We start from the raw sequence: 18461 nt of genomic DNA, 5'->3' as shown, positions 1-18461 counted from the left end.
AGACGCCCCAACACAATGGGACGTCTTCTTTCGCCAACACGCCGCCCTTTGCCCTTTACGCTTGAACAAACTGGCGTTGGAACGCGCGCACTTCTTCCATAAACTCATTGAATTGGGCGATGTCCATTTGCTGGGCCGAATCGGACAAGGCGACAGCCGGATCCGGATGCACTTCGGCCATGACGCCGTCGGCGCCGATCGCCAACGCCGCTTTGGCGCACGGGATGAGCAGATCGCGCCGCCCGGTCGAGTGGGTGACATCGACGAACACAGGCAAGTGCGTTTCTTTCTTCAAAATCGGCACGGCCGAAATGTCGAGCGTGTTGCGCGTCGCCCGCTCGTACGTGCGAATGCCGCGCTCGCACAAAATGATTTGCCCGTTGCCTTGGGACATAATGTATTCGGCGGCGTTGATGAACTCCTCGATCGTCGCCGCCAGGCCGCGTTTTAACAAAATCGGCTTATTCACCTGGCCGGCTGCCTTGAGCAGTTCAAAGTTTTGCATGTTGCGGGCGCCGATTTGGATCACGTCAATATAATCCAACGCGGTCTCAATGTCCGCCGGCGTGACGATTTCGCTGATGACCGCCAAATCAAACTCATCGGCGATCCGTTTTAAAATTTTCAGCCCTTCCACGCCGAGCCCTTGGAAGTCGTACGGCGAGGTGCGCGGTTTGTACGCACCGCCGCGCAGCAGCTTGATGCCTTGTTTTTTCACCGCTTCGGCAACCGCAGCCACTTGCTCGTAGCTTTCCACCGCACACGGGCCCATGACAAAATATTGCTTGCCGTCGCCGATCCGCTCTCCTTTCACCTCGACGATCGTGTTTTCTGGATGCTTTTTCCGCGAGACAAGCAGCGCTTTCCGATGGTCATCTTCTTGCAATTCGAGCGCCGCTTTGAAAATTTCCTTGAAAATGTGCTGCAGCGTCGACGTTTCGAACGGACCGTCGTTATACTCGGAAATGAGGTCGAGCATTTTCCGCTCGCGCACCGGGTCGTAGCGGTGCGTTCCTTGCGCTTCTTTGATCTTGCCGATTTCTTGAACGAGCCGCCCCCGTTCGTTGATCAGCTTCAACAATTGCAGGTTAATCTCATCGACCCTTGCCCGCAGCTCCTCCAACCGTTCGTTGCTCATGCTTTTCTCATCCTTTCGCCTATTTTCATGCATCGTTTCCGCCCCATAGCGGCCGCCGGCCGGCTGCGTTCGGGGCGCTTCCCCGTTTTGAAGATCGAAGTTTTGTAATTAGTCTTTATTATAATCGATGACTTAGCGGTTGTCACGAAAAAAATGCTTTTTTGATTAAACGCTTTTAAGTGGTAAAGTTTAAAAGGAGAACAAACCGCCTGTCGCGCGGACAGGCGGCTAGGCGGTCGCTATGTTCGTTCTCAGCGCATCGTACGTAATAGCCCAATGGGACGCGTGCCAGACGACTTTGCCGTTTTCAAACAAAAGCGCCTGCGGCGATTCGTGCTTAACGCCGGTCGTCTCGGCGATGTAGTTCGAGAGCGGGCGCGCTTCTTGAACGTACAGGCAATATACCGCGAGCTCCGGGTGATCGGCGGCGAACTTTTCACATTCGCCGAACGCCGCTCGGCTGATCGGACATGTTAGGCTATGTTTGACGAACAAAAAGCGGTTCGTTTCCTTCTTGACGCGTTCAAACTGTTCGACGGTTTCCAGTTTCTCCATTCCCACGTTCTGCTCACTCCATTCCGCTTCGGTGTCCCATCGTTTGCTCGGCGTCATCGAGCGCCGCTTCCGCTTCCTCAAGCAGCTTTTGCAGCGTCTCGCGGTCGGCCGGCTCAGCGGATGGCGGAATCGGGATCGTCGCTTTTTCAGCACCGGTCTTTGCCTCTTCGGCTTCGGACGGGGCCTCAGCTGTTTTCAGCGGGATGAACTCGGCGATTTCCTTCGTTTTCTCTTTCGCTGTTTCCAACCATTCCGCCGCCGTCGTTTTCACCGGCTCCCACGTTTCGCTGCTGCTCCATTCCGCGAGCCATTGCCGTCCTTTCTCACTTGTTAAAAACATGGCCGCCGCCGCGCCGGCGATGCCGCCGACAAGCGCCCCAAGCAAAAATCCGCCGTTATTTTTCGCCATTTTGCATTCCCTCCTGTTCACGCAATCGTTCCCTTTCCCTCCATTTTTCCCTTAGTTCGAGCAAAACATTAGCCCATTGCAACGTTTTGCGCCATTTTTTCCGCTCGCCGCCCGCTCGAGCCGACAGCGCCGCGGCTGTCTGCTGAAGGGCGCGGTTGAACGAGCGGACGGCGTCGCCGACTTCACTGACGGCTTCGACGGCGCTGTTCAGCTTTTCCACCTTCTTTTGCACATCGCCGGCGATGTCGTTCGCCGTATGCAAAAGCTCGGTGACTTCGCGGGCCACCGCTTGCACTTGCTCCTCCATATGGCCCACCGCCGCCGTCAGCCGGCGCAGCGTTTCCTGCAGGACGACGAGCGTCCTCGCGATGTACACGACAAGCAGCAAAAACGCCGCCGCCGCCACCGCAGCGCTCGCGTACAAAAGCCACTCCACTTCGTTTCCCTCCTTGCCGTCCGGACCGCCTCATCCCGTTTGTACCCGTTTGCCTCCGCCTTTAAACGTTCGCCGCCGTCTCATTCGATTCCTGCCGCCCAACAAAAAACGGGCTGTTTTGGTCACAGCCCGCTTCCCGGCCGGCCGCTACGCGGACAGAACGGCCTGTTCGTACGCCTGTTGAAATTTTTGAATATCGCCGGCGCCCATAAACACCAACACTGCATCCGGATGCTGTTTCAACACTGCGACGTTGTCTTCTTCAAGCAGCTGCGAGCGCGGAATTTGCGCCTGCAAATCGCGGATGGACAGCTTGCCCTCGCGTTCGCGCGCCGAGCCGAAAATATCGCATAAATAGACGTGGTCGGCCTGTTTTAAACTTTCGGCAAACTCGCGCAAAAACGTCTGCGTTCGCGTATACGTGTGCGGCTGGAAAATGGCGACGACCTCGCGTCCCGGATATTTTTGCCTTGCCGCCTCCAATGTGGCGGTAATTTCGCGCGGATGATGGGCATAATCGTCAATCAACACCTGGCGCCCGACCGTTTTTTCGCTGAAGCGGCGTTTCACCCCTTGGAACGTCTGCAGCCGGGCGGCGATCGTGCCGGCGTCAATGCCTTCATAGTGGCAAAGGGCGATGACCGCGAGCGCATTCAGCACGTTATGGGTGCCAAAGCGCGGGATGGAAAAAGAGGCAAAAAACGTGTTGCGCACGAACACGTCAAACGCCGTCCCTTCGGTCGTCTTGACAATATTGCGCGCCTGAAAATCGTTTTCGTCGCTAAGCCCGTAAAACAAAATCGGCACTTTCGCCTGGAGATTCGGCAAATACGGATCATCCCCGCAGGCGACAATCGCCTTGTTCACTTGTTCCGCCATTTGTTGGAAGGCGGAAAAGACGTCGTCAATATTGGCAAAATAGTCGGGGTGGTCGAAGTCAATGTTCGTCATGATTGCATAATCGGGAAAATAGGACAGAAAATGCCGGCGGTACTCGCACGCCTCAAACACAAAGTATTTGCTCCCCGGCTCCCCTCTTCCCGTTCCGTCCCCAATTAAATATGACGTAGGGTGCGCCCCTTGCATCACGTGAGCGAGCAAGCCCGTCGTCGTCGTCTTTCCATGTGAGCCGGTCACCGCGATGCTTGTGAATTTCCCCGCCAGCTCGCCCAAAAAGCGGTGGTATCGAATGACAGGGACGCCGAGTTGACGGGCCGCTTCGATTTCCTCATGCGTATCGGAAAAGGCGTTGCCGGCAATGACCGTATAACCTGGGCGGATATTGTCTTTGGAAAAAGGCAAAACCGGGATGCCCCGTTCCTCGAGCACCTTTTGCGTAAAAAACCACTTTTCTACATCCGACCCTTGCACTGTATAGCCGAGATCATGAAGCACTTGTGCAAGCGCGCTCATTCCCGTGCCTTTGATGCCAACAAAATGGTAAACTGTCATCGCTAAGCCCTCCAGCCATCTTCTCTCTGTAGAACAGTATATGATATTCGTCTAGTTTTGCCATTTGCTTCATGCCGCCGCGCCGGCGGTTTCATTTCCCCATTATAGCACGGCCGGCGGCAAAACACTACCGCCCGGAAGCAACGCCGTTGGCAGGGCGCCCGCCGTGCTCCCCGCGCCAGCGCGCCCACTCTTCCTCGCTCATCAGCACATCGCGCGGTTTGCTGCCGCGCGCTTCCGAGATGAGCCCATGATGCTCCATCATCTCGATGAGCCGGGCGGCGCGGTTGTAGCCGATGCGGAAATGACGCTGCAAACTTGACGTTGACGCCCCTCCCTGGGCGATGACAAACCGGCATGCTTCGTCAAACAGCTCGTCGTCTTCCTCGCCGAACGCCGCCGCTTGCCGGAACTCGTCCGGACTGAACATGTACGAAGGGGCTTGCTGCGCTTTCACGTGGGCGGTGACCCGCTCAATTTCTTCATCGGAAATGAAGCAGCCTTGCAACCGCACCGGCTTGGCTGACCCGTTTTCCAAAAAAAGCATATCGCCGCGCCCAAGCAGCCGCTCGGCGCCGTTCACATCCAAAATCGTGCGCGAGTCGACTTGGGAAGAAACAGAAAAGGCGATGCGCGTCGGAATGTTCGCCTTGATCAAGCCGGTGATGACGTCAACCGACGGCCGTTGCGTGGCGATCAACAAGTGAATGCCGCACGCCCGCGCCTTTTGCGCCAAGCGGCAAATCGATTCCTCGACATCGGCCGGGGCGGCCATCATCAAATCAGCCAGTTCGTCGATGACGATGACGATGTACGGCAACGGCGGCTCACTTCCCCCGCTTGCACGCAGACGGTCATTGTATTTTTCAAGATCGCGCACGCCGGCATGGACAAACAGCTCGTACCGCCGCTCCATTTCGCCGACCGCCCACTTGAGCGCCCCGGCGGCCGCTTTTGCTTCGGTGATGACCGGGCTGAGCAAATGCGGCAAGCCGTTGTACGGGGCAAGCTCCACCATTTTTGGATCAATCAGCAGCCACTTCACCTCATGCGGGGCGGCTTTGTACAACATGCTGACAAGCATAGCGTTCATGCAGACGCTTTTGCCTGACCCGGTCGCCCCGGCAATGAGACCATGGGGCATGTTGCGGATATCGGTCACGACCGGCGCGCCGCTGATGTCAAGCCCAAGGGCGACAGTGAGCGGAGAGCGGCGCTCGCGGAAGGCGCGGTCGTCTAAAATCTCCCGCAGCCGCACCGGACGGCTCGATGGGTTCGGCACTTCAATGCCGATCGTCCGCTTTCCGGGAATCGGCGCTTCAATCCGAATGTCTTTCGCTGCCAAACTCAGTTTAATGTCGTCCGTCAAGCTCGTAATTTTGCTTACTTTCACGCCCAAATCGGGCTGCACTTCAAACTGCGTCACCGTCGGCCCTTGCGTTGCCCCAACGACCTTCGCTCCGATATGGAAGCTCGCAAACGTCCGGTCGAGGCGGGCGCATTGTTCGCGAATCCACTGTTCGTCAGCAGACGCCGCCTCCCCGGGCGGCTCAAGCAACGCAGACGGCGGCAGCGAATAGCCGTCCCGGCGCGAGCGTTCCTCGAGCTTGCGCCGGTCTTCCTTTAGCATCATCACATTGTACGGGATGCGCGCCCGTCCGAGACGGGGAGAAGACAGCCGCGCTTCTTCTTCCCGTCCGGCGCCTTTCTCCGCCCCATGGCCGCGTTGCCCCTCATCCGGTCGCGGCGCTCCTTCTTCTAGCACCTTGGTGATCTTCTCCGCCGCCGTTTCATTCTCAATCGCCTCTTCAAGCCGCGGACCGGCGCCAAAGACGGACCGCTCCTCTTCCTCTTGCCCGGCGCCCCTTTTCTGCTGATCGTGCTGCCGCTCATCCGATCGCGGCGCCCCTTCTTCCGCGGCCTTGGCCATAGTCTCTGCTGCCGTTTCGCTCCCGGCCGCAACGGCGGCTTGTTCATCCGGTGGGGCGGTCGCTTTGCTGCTCTCTTCCTGTTCGGGCGGCGCCAAAGAGGCGGAGCGGCTTTGCTCCGGCTTAAAGTCGGAAACCGGCGTTCGTTTTGCCCCCCGCTGTTCGCCGCCCTGTCTTTGATACCCAAACACCGGCGACGGCACATCGGACGGGCGGAACGGGCGTTTTTCCGCCGTTTCCCGCGCCAGGCTGTCTGACGGGCGGCCAGAGGCCGGCCGCGTTCTTCCCCCGTCTGCCAACCGCTGCGGCTGTTTCTGTTCCTCCCGCGGCTGATCGTCGGGAATGAGCGGAAACCGAAAGCGGCCTTGCGGGTATTGGTACACCACTTTCGCCTCTGCACGCTCCGGTTGAGGAATGGGCGGCTGTTCCTGCTCTTCTTCCTCCGCAAACATGCGAAGCCATCGTTTCCAAAATTTCATCGGCCGTTTCACTCTTTCTATCTCATTCATTGTCGGCAAAAACGCCGTCGGGACGGTCAAAACACGAACGGCTGGCCGACTTCGTACTCGTCAGAGAGCACAAGAATCCCTTTTTCTTGCGGGGCGTTCGGCAGCCCGAGTTCGCGCGCCGAACAAATCATGCCGGATGACCGGACGCCGCGCAGCTCGCTTTCCTGAATGACAAGGCCGCTCGGCATGACGGCGCCGATTTTGGCGACGACGACTTTCTGCCCGGCGGCGACGTTCGGCGCCCCACAGACGATTTGCAGCACTTCACCGCCGACATCGACTTGGCAGACGCTCAGTTTGTCGGCGTTCGGATGCTTCGTTTTTTCTTTCACATATCCGACGACAAACTTCGGCGACAAATCAGCCTCGATCGGTTCGTCAAAACCGTTTTTCGCCAAAATGTCATTGATGACGCCAACGAGTTCTTCATCGACATCGAGCGGGCCACTGCCGGAAAACGGATGGTATGAAGAAGCGGAAAAAATGTTGTAACCGACCGTCTCTCCGCTCCGCTCCGAAAAAATGCGAACGACGTCGCCTCGTTTCACAAACGCCCGCTCTTCGGCAGGAATCGGCTTCAGCGACACAAGCAATACATCGCCGATTCCTTCGCGATTGTAAAATACATTCATCGGTTGATTCCTCCTTGCACCTTACGTTCTCCGTTTTTTTCCTAAAATAAAAATAGGTTCCAACTCCCCATTTTCGTACAAAAAGGATAAGGCGGTAATCGGCACGCGGCCGCCGGCAAAAAAACTCATCGTCATTTGCGCTAGAACGTCGTAGCCGACCTCGTTGCGCAAATCGGCGATAATGAGCACATCTTGATGCGGGACGGCCAACGCCATCGTCCCTTCGATGCGCGCTTCCATTTCCGCCAAAAATGCCTCGTTCAACAACCGGCTCGCATCATAGCCGTCGTTCGTATTGACAAAATAAAACACGTTGTCCGCCACGCGGTCTTCTTTCACCGGCGTCGGCAACGACCGGACGTTGAAACGGGCGATTTCCTTCACCCGTTCGGCGCTCCACCGCTCCGCTTTCAGCATTTGTTCATCGATCAAGCGGTACGTTTTGCCTAAATCAAGCGCATAATAAATGCGCGTTTCCGCCGTATGGCCATCGTGCACAAGCGGCACGCCTTCTTTCGTCTCCGTCGGAAACGATGTCGAGCGAATGACCGGGTAAATGTTCCGCTCGTTGCCGGAAAGCGCGGCCGCTTCTTCCATCGTTTTCAGCGTTTGTTCCACGTAATAGACGATTTCGCGCACCGCTTCGTCTTTTTGATCGTGCCACTTGGCGATCACGCCGGGAAGCGAAATCGTCACGCCTTTTTTCGTGCGTTCATCCTCGATGCGCATCGCATCCTGCTTGGCGTCAAAGCGAAACGTCCAGTGCGGATGGCCGCCTAGACGCTTCTTGATCGTCTCGTACATTTGCCGGCTGTCCATTCGTTTGCCTCCTTAGCATAATAGCGTCGTCAGCCGCTCCCTTTTATCATACCGTGAACGGTCCGTTTTGGCAAAAAAACTCATAGTGGCCGGCCAGCAGCTCGACGATGTGGGAAAACATCGCCGCACGCTTGATGCGCCCGTTCGTCAGCACGCCGACCGCCCCTTCGTTCGCGCGAATGTTCCGCCGCCCCGTATATTCCTCCATCACCTCGCCGAGTTCTCTTCCTGCTTCAAGTCCGGCGCCGATCTCCGGAGGCAGGGCAAGGCGCGCACCCGCCGCGGTGAGAACAAGGCCGCTTCGGTCGGCCAACGCCCCCCAATTGCACAGCCACCATTGCCCGTCGATCCGCATCACACCGCCTTCCAACCCGATGCCGATCTCCGCTCCTGCCGCGTCCAGCGCCCGTTTGGCGCGGTTCATCGCCCCAAGCCGCGTTTCTTCATCGGACAGCGGCTGGACGGAGACGCCGGAGGGCACGTCCAGCGGCACAAGGCGCCACGACGGCGCGGCGAACACCGCGCGGACGGCGGCAACTTTCGCTTCGTTTTTCGTTCCGACCGCAACAGTTTTCATCATTGTCCCTCCTTCGCATGGAAAAGGAGAAGCTGCCGCTTCTCCCCCTCCTTTTGTTCCGCTCTGCCGTTCGTTTCTCTTTGCCTAGCTGTTTTGGCGGATCGCCTCAACCGTCGCCCGGTCGCACCGTTTCACGAGCTCGACGATGAGTGCTTTCGCCGCCGCATAATCGTCGACATGAATGATCGCCGCATGCGTATGAATGTAGCGGGCGCAAATGCCGATCACCGCCGATGGCACGCCGCGGTTGGCGACATGGACTCGCCCGGCGTCTGTCCCCCCGCCCGGGGAAATGAAAAATTGGTACGGCACATCAAGCGACTCGGCCGTATCGAGCACAAATTCGCGCATGCCGCGGTGCGTGATCATCGTCCGGTCGTACAGACGGACGAGCGCTCCTTTCCCGATATGGCCAAACGCCTGCTTGTCGCCGGTCATATCGTTCGCCGGGCTCGCCTCAAGGGCGAAGAAGATGTCCGGATTGATCATCGTGGCCGCCGTCTGCGCCCCGCGCAGCCCGACTTCTTCCTGCACAGTCGCGCCGGCGTACAGGACGTTCGGCAGCGCAGCGCCTTGGAGCTCTTTCAGCAGTTCAATCGCCAACCCGCAGCCAAACCGGTTGTCCCACGCCTTCGCCATCACCGTCTTCCCGTTCGCCAACGGCGTAAACGGGCTGACCGGCACGATCGGTTGGCCGGGGCGAATGCCGATGCGCTCCGCGTCGTCGCGGCTTTCCGCACCGATGTCAATGAGCATGTTTTTCAGGTCCATCGGCTTATTGCGCTGCTCTTCATCAAGCAGGTGCGGCGGAATCGAGCCGATGACGCCGATGACCGGCCCGTTGTCCGTGATAATTTGCACGCGCTGGGCGAGCAGCACTTGGTTCCACCAGCTGCCGAGCGTTTGAAAGCGGATCATGCCGTTGTCGGTGATCGCCGTCACCATAAACCCGACCTCATCCATATGACCGGCGACCATCACCGTCGGGCCGGTTTCGTCGCCGCGCTTGACGCCGAAAACGCTGCCGAGCCGGTCTTGCACCACTTCATCGGCATACTTCGCCAGCTCTTGGCGCATAAACTGGCGCACCGGATGTTCATAGCCCGGCGCCCCCGGCAGCTCGGTCAACGTCTGAAACAATTGGAGCGTTTCTTCATTCATCGCCTATCTCCTTTCTGTTTTCAGTTCCTTTTCCCGTTCTGCTTACCTATTTCGCCAAAATCGGCTATACTAAACCGTATCAAGGCAAAAGGAGGACCGAACGCATGGCTTGGAAAAAATGGATCGTTGGCGCCGCAGTGGGCGCCGCCGCCATCTGCGCCGTCCGCGCCGCCGCAAAGCCGACGCTTCTCGCGCCGGAACAAGCGCTCGCGATGGCGAAACGCGCGCTCGGCGGACCGCTCCCCATTCGCGGTTCATGGATTCAAGTTGCGCCGGAGCAGTATGAGAAAAACGGGTTGACGTACACTGTTTACCGCGGCGGCGTTTGCCGCGATGACGGGGACGCGGAATTTTTCGTCAACGCCTACACCGGCGCGGTCATCGAGGCCAAACCGTTATAGCGGCGGCCGGTTCCGCTTCACCGCTGCGGCGATCGCGCCGTCCGCCTGCCATTTCACCGCCCGGTAATAAGCGTCGTGGTAAAACGTAAACCAGGCGTTTCGCTCCATGCCGTACGGGAGCCATCGCTGTTTGGCAAAAATGGAATCCATCGGGTAGTCGTCGTACGCCATCACCCAAAGCACGTTTTGATGGGCGTGCGTCCCGAGCAAATCGCCAAGATGAATCGCCATCTCCCCGTCTGATTCAATCACCACGATCGCATGGCCGGCGCTGTGGCCGCCGGTATGTATAAGGCGGATTCCCGGAACGACTTCGGTCTCTTTCGCAAACGGAACGACTTGTTCGGCGATCGGTTCCCAGTTTTCTTTCCAATACGTATTGCGCGAACGAATGTTCGGGTTTCGCATCTCATCCCACTCAACATCCGACACGATGACCGCCGCCCGCGGAAACGCCGGCACGAGCCGCCCGTCTTCCCACACTGTCAAGCCGCACGCATGGTCAAAATGAAGATGCGTCATGATGACAATGTCAATGTCGCAGCGCGCAAGCCCAAGCGCGGCAAGCGATTCATCGAGCGACGATTCTTCGGTGACGCCGAAGTTGCGCTTTTGTTTGTCGGTCAGCTTGCCGTTGCCGATGCCGGACTCAATGAGCAGCCGCTTGCCGCCCGCTTCAACCAAAATCGGGTCGGTGCGCAGCTCAATCTGGTTGTTGTCGTTTGGCGGATACTTTTTCGACCAAAGCGGCTTCGGAACGACGCCAAACATCGCCCCGCCGTCCAGGTGAGTGACGCCTCCGTTCAGCCACGTCAAGATGATTTGCCCGATTTTCAGCTGTTCCATGTCCATCTCCCCCTTCCTTAGTGTACCATTTTCTTCATAATCGAGAAAGAAAAAAACCGCCCCGCCGTTCCGTTCTAAACCGATGGGGAAAACGGCGGTGTTCCGTGGGCGAACCGGTGCGGTTCAACATTTTTCTGTTTGAGCCGACGATCATATCGATGACCAAAAACGGGATGAAAATCGGTGTGGTGCAACATGTTTCCGTTTGAGCGGGGCTGACCCAAAAGGCTGTCTGTCTTCAGGATAGACACAAAATATAGCGCGGAAGAAGCGATCGGGGTATATATAAAAACGAAAGGGGGTGTCCCGATCCTTTTGGGACACCGCCTTTTTTTGTAAGGCCGGAAACGCTCATCCGCTTTGATGTTCGCAGACTGGGCCGGCATCGTGCCCTCTTGGTCGCGGCAGCGCAGCGTCCGCCCCTGTCGGCTTTTCGTAAAACAAAAAAGAGCCCCGCCTGTTGGGGCTCTTCCGTTTGCGGCTACGCCCGCCGCGGGCGCACCGCCTCGCAGCGGTAAATGCGGTTGCCTTTAGCGGAAAACTTCTCCTCGTATTCGGTCATCACATTGCCTTCGACATCGCTCCGATGCAAATCGAGCTGAACCGCCGCGAGCACAAAGCCGTATTGCGACAAGCTGACGAGCGAGTATTCAAAAAACGACTGGTTGTCCGTTTTCAAATGAATGTCGCCGTCTTCCGTTAAAATGCGCTCATAAAGCGCCAAAAAATCCCGATATGTAAGCCGCCGCTTCTCGTGCCGCTTTTTTGGCCACGGATCGGAAAAATTCAAATAAATGCGGGAGACTTCCCCGTCGGCAAAAAATGTGCCGAGGTCTTTCGCATTGGCATTGAGCAGCCGCACGTTCGGCAGCTCGCTCTCAATCAGCTTGTCAAGCGCTGATACGAGCACGCTCGGATACAGCTCGATGCCAATGAAATTGAGATCGGGATGAAGCTTCGCCATTTCGGTGATAAATTTCCCTTTCCCCGTGCCGATTTCAATATGGATCGGCCGCTCGTTGCCGAACAGTTCGCGCCATCGCCCACGCCTCGCTTCCGGGTCGGGAATGACGTAATGCGGATAAGCGGCGATTTTGTCTTTCGCCCACGGTTTGTTGCGCAAACGCATACGGACACCTCTGCCTCGTTGAATTTGTCAGTTTGACGATATCATAGTCGCGCCCAAAGAAGCAAACGCCCGGGCATAAACGCTGCTGCGCCCGGGCATATTAACAACGTACAGCTTTGCTTGAAGGATGGTGATCGACATGCCGCTCGACCATAACGACCAATTGACCGTGCTCCGCGATATTTTATCCGAACATCAGGTTGATTGCTGCGGAACCGTCTCCGAATGTGAACAAATTGAGCGGCTTGTAAAGTCGCTGCTTGCCAATAGCGAAGTGAACGCCCATGTCAAGCAAATTCTTCCGAACATTTACGCCTACGGCCAAGGCGGAAAATACAGCGCCGATTTAAGCGCCCACATTTCCGCTCATCAAAGCCAGCTCGCCGACTGGGTGAACGAGCTCTCCTGAACAGGGGGGCGGCGCCAAACCGCCGCGCTTTGCGCTGCCGCTTCGGTGCACGTCAAAGCGGGTCGGACAACACACGGTGCAAAAACTGGAGCGACCGCTCCTTTTCTTTTTTCCAGTCCTTTCCCTTCGGCCAAAACAGCGAGTAAAGCGTATGGGCGATCGTATACCACTTCAGGCGGAGGCCAAGCTCCTCCGTCCACGCCAACCCATACTCGCGCAGCCACGCTTCCCATTCGGCGCGTGGAATGTATAGATGAAGCAGTGTGCCGATGTCAATGGCCGGATCCGCAATGACCGCCCCATCCCAATCGATCAAGTACAACGTGCCGTCATCGGCAAGCAGCCAATTGTTATGATTGATGTCACAGTGGCAAACGACATATTGATCAGCCGGCAGGAGCGGGACGCGCAGCTCAAGCCAGCCGAGCGCTTCGGAAACGGCCGCCGAACCGAGCGGATGGCGCCTCTGCTGCTCAGCGAGCGCAGCGAACATCGCCTTCGGGTGCAGCGGCGTTTTGCCAAGCCGCTGAAGCATCGTCACGAGTTCTTTCGAGCCGTGAATTTTCTTCAGCAGCGCCGCCACCTGCCCGCTCTTCATTTCATGCGGCTTCAGTTCCCGCCCGTTCAGCCATTGCTGAGCCGTAAACACATCGCCGTTTTCCAGCCGTTTCGTCCATACGAGCTTCGGGACGATGCCCTCGGCAGACAGCACGGCAAGAAACGGGGAAGAATTCCGTTTCAAAAACAGCTTCTTCCCCTCATATTCCGCAAAATACGCATCCCCTGTTGCACCGCCAGCCGGAGTGATCGCCCACTCCTTACCTAGTAACTGTTCCAAAGCATGTTCACCTGCGACTTAAAGTACAAATAAAAAGGACGGCCATCCCGCGTCCTGCTTCCGTCCATGTTACTTGTATTATACTGAAATACAACCCCGGCATGCAAACATTTTTCTTGCCAAACAAACCTCCTAAAGCTTCCATCCTTCATCCGCCAAGGCGAAAAAACGGCGGGGCCGCTGTCATGCCGTCCGGCTTCATTTTCCGTTTTCCACATCCGCGGCCGCGCCCGTTTTGACGAGCACCCATGTGCCGATGCCGTCCGCGTCCAAAAAGCGGCGCACTTGCCGAAGAGGGACGGTCCCGCTTTGCTCTCCGTCGCATACAACGTGCCATTCCCCGTCATCCGGAAGGGCGATGACTACCCCAGTTTCCTCGTTATGGTGAATGACGACAATGTCCGTCCACGGTCCGTAAAGGGCGACATCGCGCAGCCAATAGGCGATGACCGATGGCGGGGTTGGTTCGAGAAACGTCAAATGGCGCTGCACATCGACTTCGGTCGCTAGGCGGAACGCGCCGTGCGCCCGGCGGATGGCGATCAATCCTTGGATGTAGCGGACATCGTCTTCATAGCGGCTTTTCCGCTCCCAGTCGAGCCGGTTGACCGCATCGGGCGACCGGTAGCTGTTTTCGTCGCCGCCTTTCGTCCGATAAAACTCTTGGCCGCTGTGCAAAAACGGGATGCCTTGCGCCAACAGAACGATTGCAGTCGCCAATTTTTGCCGTTTACGACGAAGCCATTCCGGTTCATGGCCGTTGGCGGCCTCCATTTTGTCCCAAAATGTATGGTTGTCATGGCATTCGACATAGTTGACCGATTGAAGCGGATGGCAAAACAGACCGCCGAACGCCTGCAGGCTGCCGGCGATCGCCGTTTTGACCTGCTCGCGGCCGGCGGAGTCGCCAAGAGCGAACCCGCGGTCCGGCAAATAGAAGGTGCTGCCTTTGGCCGCATCGCGGAACCGGTCATTGAAATAGGCAAGGCGCGGCAGCCGCTTGGCGTTTGCCATCGTCGCTTTTTGCTCCGGAGCGAGCGGCGTCGGCAAGTCCCAGCCTTCCCCATAGACGAGAATGGACGGGTCGACCGCATCGAGGGCGTCGCGCACCGACTTCATCGTTTCGATATCATGCACGCCCATCAAATCAAAACGAAACCCGTTTATGCCGTACTCTTTCGCCCAAAACACCACTGAATCGACAATCCAGCGGCGCGCCATCCGCCGCTCGGAGGCGATATCGTTGCCGACGCCGGTGCCGTTGGCCGGCCAGCCGTAGGCGTCATAGCGGAAGTAATAGCCGGGAACAAGCTTCTCAAGCGGCGACTGCTCCCGGTCGTACACATGGTTGTACACCGCGTCCATCACGACGCGCAAGCCGTTCTCCTGCAGCGCGCGGATCGCCTGCTTCAGCTCGACAATGCGCGCGTATGGGTCATGCGGATCGGTGGCATAGCTTCCTTCCGGCGCATATAGATGAAGTGGATTGTATCCCCAGTTGTAGGCCGCTTGTGGATCGCGCTCATCGACCCCGGCGAAATCGGCAAACGGCATGAGCTGGACATGGGTGACGCCCAGCTCCTTCAAATAGGAAAGCCCGGTGACGGTCCCGTTCGGCCCGCGCGTATGTTCCTCCGTCAACCCGAGGTATTTTCCTTTCCAGACGGCGCCGCTGTCGGGATGGCTCGTAAAATCGCGGATGCTCAGCTCGTAAATGACGGCATCGGTCGGCGACGGGCATGGCGGAAGCGGCGGAGCAGGCTTGGCCAGCTTCGTTTTTTCCCAATCTACGATCACGCCATACTCTCCGTTGACCGAGACAGCGGTCGCATACGGGTCAACCGCCTCGCGCCAGACGCGGTTGATGCAGGCGACATACATATAGCGCGCCCGCTCCCAGTCCCCGGGGACGGCCGCTGACCAGACGCCGCGCTCCCCGCGCACAAGCGGCACATAGCGGACATCGCCATGGTCTGGATGGACGAGCTTGACGCTCACGGCAGTGGCCGTCGGCGCCCAAACGCGGAAGATCGTCTGCTCTTTCGCATACTCCACGCCAAGCTTTCCGTCGTAAAAAAACTGGTCATCAAACGCTGCCGTCCGCACCACCGCCCCGATTTGCACATCGGAATCCTCCCCGGAGCGGGCGCGAATCCAATGCGTCTCTCCAAATTGAAACGGCACCGAAAACCGGCACACATATTTGACCGCATCGCCCAAGTCCTCCTTTTGTTGCACCACAAGCGGGATGTCTTCTCCGCTGGGCGCCGTCATCACAAACGGCTCCATGTTGTCGAGGCAGCGCGCTTTCGGCACGATCACTGTTATTTGATCGATCTCGTCCAAATAGGCGGCAAACGTTCGGCTGATGTGAAGCATCGCGGTTCACCTCCTTTTTTTGCCTCCCGTTAGTACTATCATACGCAAAAGAAAAAGGGCGGTGCCAAAAAAACGGCCGGTCGCCCCATCGATGCACACATGATTCTATTGTTGCCACTCATCAACGCCGCTATTCCCGTCATAACGGCGGCTCGAAAAGCTGATGCAATGCCTGAGCAGTGCTTCAGCCGCCTTCAGCTGCCCGTGCCGAAGCGGCAGGGCCGAGCCGCGCAGGCGGGAAAACCATGATTCATAGTTTCGCTTATCGATATAGCGGACAAATGGAAAGAGATGGCCACTGTCAATGTAGCCATAGCGGTTGACAACCGCCAGATGGATCGGCCACTCCACACCGTGCCGGCGGAAAATGTCCGAAACGATTCCTTCCGTCCGCCGCAGCGAGATAACCGGGTTGACCCGCTTCACTGTGTCCGCTCCGGCGCGTTCCACCCAAAACCGGCCGGTGGAGGCGATGACGACGTTGTCCGGCTCCCCTTCGACAAACGCGAGGCACCAAGCGGCCGCCGGCGTCAACAAAATCGTCTCAAGCTCGACGGCCGCCTTGCCGGCTGCCGCGACTGGCCGGTAAAAACATAAATAGGTGTCCGGAAACCGCTGCAAAAAATATTTCAACCTTTCATCGCCGTACCATGCTTCATCCACAAAAGAGATGTGCGTCATCGTTGAACTCGCCCATCTCAGCTGGAGCTCAAACAAATCGTCAAGAAACTGCCGCTTCAGCTCATCGAGGGTGGCCGCCCGGCTCAAAGACGGGGCGGGCGGCCGTTCTTCGTCCATCTCCGGCTCCGGGCCGCGGCGCCAGCGGCCGATGAGCCGCTCCCACCATGACGGCTTGTCAAGCAAAAAGTCCCACGTTTCTCCCGGTTCCCGCCGCGCGCCATCGGCGTCCCGCTCCGCCTCCCAACGCGCTTTCGCCTGCTCCCATTGCCATTGTTTCAGCCGGATAAACTCCGGCACATAATGATACACATCCGTTTCATAGCGGGAAATATAATCCCGCAGCTTCAAAAGCTGCCCCATGCCTTCACCCGCTCCGGCCGTCCGGCGCGCCAAGCAACGGGAACGCGGCGATCGTCTCGTATTTCGGCGTTTTCTCCATATTCGTCCGGTACAGCACGATTTCCGGCACCGAAAACACCGTCGAAGCGGCTGGAAGCGAACGGAGCGCCTCCGGCTGAAACGGCGCCTCGCCCTGCCATTTGCGGGCGATCGTAATATGCGGGGCAAACGGCCGCCGGTCGAGGGAAAAGCCGAGCGCAAGGCACGCTTCATACACATCGCGTCGCAGCTCGTTCAACGCAGCCTCCTCTTTCACCCCTTGCCAAAAAATGCGCGGCGCCGTCCGCTCCCCGAACGTCCCCAGTCCGGCAAGCGCGAGGGAAAACGGGGCGCTTTTGGCGGCGACGGCGGCCATCGCTTCGCACAGCGGCGCCATTTTCCCCGGCGGCACATCGCCTAAAAACGCGAGGGTGATATGATAATCCTCTTCATGCACCCATGTGCGAAACGGCAGCGATGACGACGCATCCCCCGAAAATCGGGCAATGGCTTGTTTCGCTTCAGACGTCAGCGGAACAGCGATAAAATAATGGCTTCGTTTCACTTCTCTTCACCTGCCGTTCGTTCTCGTTTTGCGAGCAAAAGGAGCACGAGCACACCCACGATCGTGCAGATGCTAAAAAACAAGTAGACAGCGCCGATCTGCCAACGCTCAAACAAATATCCGCCCACCAACGTGCAAAACCACGCGCCAAGGCCGTTGCCGACCGCTGAGTATAACGCCACCGCCGTCGCCTGCACCCGCTCCGGCGCCAAGCGGCGCGCATATTGAAGCGCCGTCGGAATCGCCAGACCTACGGAGCAGCCTTGGACGACCGCCGTTGCATACACAAACCAAAGCGGCGGGTCGACCGCATACGACAACCAGCGGACTGCCGAGATGAGCGCCGCCAATAGAAGAAGCCGCACCATGCCGAAGCGGCCGATGAGCCGATCCGCCGCTTTCATAAACGGCGCCTCGCTGCCGGCGGCAAACAAAAAGGCGAGGCCGATGCCAGTTAACGTCCCGCCCAGCTCATGAATGAGCAGCCCGAAATACGAGTTGTTGGCCAAAATCGGGCCAAACAATAAAAACGTCGCCACAAGCAGCAGCCGAAACGGGCGGGACGCCAGCAGCCCGCGCACGTCCTGCCGCGTCAGCGCCCCCGGCGCCCCCATCGGATAGCGCGGCAGGCGGGTGGCCAAAGCCGCCGCGGTGAGCAGCGCCAACGAAAAGGCGTAAAAAATGACCGCAAACGCGACATGATCGGACAGCCATCCGACAACCAACACGGCCGCGGCAAACCCGATCGATCCCCAAAGCCGGATCGCCCCGTAGTTTCCTCCCTGTTCGTGCACATGGCGAAGGGCGAGGCTGTCGGAAAGCGGAACGATGGCGCTTTGCATCGCTGACAGCAGCACGGTGAGCACAACAAACAGCCGATAGCTGCCGGCGAGCGCATACATGACCCCAAACAGCGCCGCCAGCACGAGCGCTGCCAGCAAAAGGCCGACCGGTTTGCGCGTGTAATCGGCCGCCGTGCCCCAAAGCGGCTGGGCCGCCATCGTCACGATCGGAGGAAGCGACATGATCCAGCCGATCGCCGCCCCCGAAAGGCGCGCCTCTTCCTGCAAATAGACCGACAAAAGCGGAAACAACGCGCCAAAAGCAAAAAAGATGAGAAAGTAAAAGAGCGGAAACACCGTTTTTCGCGCTGCCGCCCCCCGTTTGAACGCCGCTTCCATCCCGTCTCCCCTTTCGTGAAAACAACGCCCGCCCCGCT

19 protein-coding genes are annotated in these 18461 nt (G+C 58.2%); 2 read left to right on the top strand and 17 right to left on the bottom strand.

Features of this window, described 5'->3' with window-relative positions:
• Window positions 1–55 precede the first annotated feature (55 nt).
• From CV945_RS06540 to CV945_RS06495, 10 genes are all read right to left on the bottom strand, one after another.
• Entirely contained in the window at window positions 56–1138 is a 1083-nt protein-coding gene (locus CV945_RS06540; RefSeq protein ID WP_100659399.1) for a bifunctional 3-deoxy-7-phosphoheptulonate synthase/chorismate mutase, read from the bottom strand.
• A gap of 228 nt (window positions 1139–1366) precedes the next feature.
• Entirely contained in the window at window positions 1367–1699 is a 333-nt protein-coding gene (ytxJ, locus tag CV945_RS06535) for a bacillithiol system redox-active protein YtxJ (RefSeq protein WP_044743344.1), read from the bottom strand.
• A 7-nt stretch (window positions 1700–1706) separates the two neighbouring features.
• Window positions 1707–2102: a hypothetical protein gene (locus CV945_RS06530; RefSeq protein WP_033009784.1), complete on the bottom strand. Its 396-nt coding sequence runs from the start codon at window positions 2100–2102 to the stop codon at window positions 1707–1709.
• Complete coding sequence (locus CV945_RS06525) at window positions 2089–2538, bottom strand: DUF948 domain-containing protein (protein WP_100659393.1); 450 nt, start codon at window positions 2536–2538, stop codon at window positions 2089–2091. The genes CV945_RS06530 and CV945_RS06525 overlap by 14 nt, the downstream gene beginning before the upstream one ends.
• 147 nt (window positions 2539–2685) lie before the next feature.
• Window positions 2686–3990: a UDP-N-acetylmuramate--L-alanine ligase gene (gene murC, locus CV945_RS06520; protein WP_033009786.1), complete on the bottom strand. Its 1305-nt coding sequence runs from the start codon at window positions 3988–3990 to the stop codon at window positions 2686–2688.
• 127 nt (window positions 3991–4117) lie between these two features.
• On the bottom strand, window positions 4118–6397 hold the full coding sequence (locus CV945_RS06515; RefSeq protein ID WP_100659398.1) for a DNA translocase FtsK: 2280 nt from the start codon (window positions 6395–6397) through the stop codon (window positions 4118–4120).
• A gap of 56 nt (window positions 6398–6453) precedes the next feature.
• Window positions 6454–7059: a YtpR family tRNA-binding protein gene (gene ytpR / locus CV945_RS06510; protein ID WP_033009788.1), complete on the bottom strand. Its 606-nt coding sequence runs from the start codon at window positions 7057–7059 to the stop codon at window positions 6454–6456.
• 21 nt (window positions 7060–7080) lie between these two features.
• The gene (locus CV945_RS06505) at window positions 7081–7878 is read right to left on the bottom strand and encodes a DUF1444 domain-containing protein (protein ID WP_033014510.1); all 798 of its coding nucleotides are present in this window, start codon (window positions 7876–7878) and stop codon (window positions 7081–7083) included.
• A 46-nt stretch (window positions 7879–7924) separates the two neighbouring features.
• On the bottom strand, window positions 7925–8455 hold the full coding sequence (locus tag CV945_RS06500; RefSeq protein ID WP_033009790.1) for a DUF84 family protein: 531 nt from the start codon (window positions 8453–8455) through the stop codon (window positions 7925–7927).
• An 84-nt stretch (window positions 8456–8539) separates the two neighbouring features.
• A complete protein-coding gene (locus CV945_RS06495; RefSeq protein WP_100659392.1) occupies window positions 8540–9616 on the bottom strand; it encodes a M42 family metallopeptidase in 1077 nt (358 codons plus the stop codon).
• Window positions 9617–9720: 104 nt separating this feature from the next.
• On the opposite strand from CV945_RS06495, the gene CV945_RS06490 reads away from it, so the two are divergent.
• The gene (locus CV945_RS06490; protein ID WP_049625016.1) at window positions 9721–10017 is read left to right on the top strand and encodes a PepSY domain-containing protein; all 297 of its coding nucleotides are present in this window, start codon (window positions 9721–9723) and stop codon (window positions 10015–10017) included.
• Here the strand turns inward: CV945_RS06490 and CV945_RS06485 are convergent.
• Together CV945_RS06485 and trmB are read right to left on the bottom strand one after the other, a co-directional pair.
• Complete coding sequence (locus CV945_RS06485; protein ID WP_100659391.1) at window positions 10012–10863, bottom strand: YtnP family quorum-quenching lactonase; 852 nt, start codon at window positions 10861–10863, stop codon at window positions 10012–10014. The genes CV945_RS06490 and CV945_RS06485 overlap by 6 nt on opposite strands.
• A 481-nt stretch (window positions 10864–11344) precedes the next feature.
• The gene (gene trmB / locus CV945_RS06480) at window positions 11345–11992 is read right to left on the bottom strand and encodes a tRNA (guanosine(46)-N7)-methyltransferase TrmB (protein WP_033009793.1); all 648 of its coding nucleotides are present in this window, start codon (window positions 11990–11992) and stop codon (window positions 11345–11347) included.
• A gap of 139 nt (window positions 11993–12131) precedes the next feature.
• Here trmB and CV945_RS06475 point away from each other — a divergent pair, with 139 nt between their 5' ends.
• A complete protein-coding gene (locus CV945_RS06475; RefSeq protein WP_100659390.1) occupies window positions 12132–12401 on the top strand; it encodes a YtzH-like family protein in 270 nt (89 codons plus the stop codon).
• 52 nt (window positions 12402–12453) lie between these two features.
• Here CV945_RS06475 and CV945_RS06470 read toward each other — a convergent pair whose 3' ends face one another.
• From CV945_RS06470 to malA, 5 genes are all read right to left on the bottom strand, one after another.
• The gene (locus CV945_RS06470; RefSeq protein WP_033009796.1) at window positions 12454–13239 is read right to left on the bottom strand and encodes a phosphotransferase family protein; all 786 of its coding nucleotides are present in this window, start codon (window positions 13237–13239) and stop codon (window positions 12454–12456) included.
• Window positions 13240–13437: 198 nt separating this feature from the next.
• Window positions 13438–15618 carry a type I pullulanase gene (pulA, locus tag CV945_RS06465; RefSeq protein WP_100659389.1) on the bottom strand — a complete coding sequence of 727 codons (2181 nt, stop codon included), beginning with the start codon at window positions 15616–15618 and terminating at the stop codon, window positions 13438–13440.
• A gap of 105 nt (window positions 15619–15723) precedes the next feature.
• A complete protein-coding gene (locus CV945_RS06460; RefSeq protein WP_047818889.1) occupies window positions 15724–16659 on the bottom strand; it encodes a hypothetical protein in 936 nt (311 codons plus the stop codon).
• 4 nt (window positions 16660–16663) lie between these two features.
• Entirely contained in the window at window positions 16664–17242 is a 579-nt protein-coding gene (gene thpR, locus CV945_RS06455) for an RNA 2',3'-cyclic phosphodiesterase (protein ID WP_049626118.1), read from the bottom strand.
• A complete protein-coding gene (malA, locus tag CV945_RS06450) occupies window positions 17239–18423 on the bottom strand; it encodes a maltose permease (RefSeq protein ID WP_100659388.1) in 1185 nt (394 codons plus the stop codon). The genes thpR and malA overlap by 4 nt, the downstream gene beginning before the upstream one ends.
• Window positions 18424–18461 lie beyond the last annotated feature (38 nt).

It is taken from the genome of Geobacillus sp. Manikaran-105 (assembly GCF_002809955.1).
GTDB lineage: Bacteria > Bacillota > Bacilli > Bacillales > Anoxybacillaceae > Geobacillus > Geobacillus thermophilus.
Note: the sequence above shows the minus strand (reverse complement) of the source record. Positions and strands in the feature narration are given on the sequence as shown.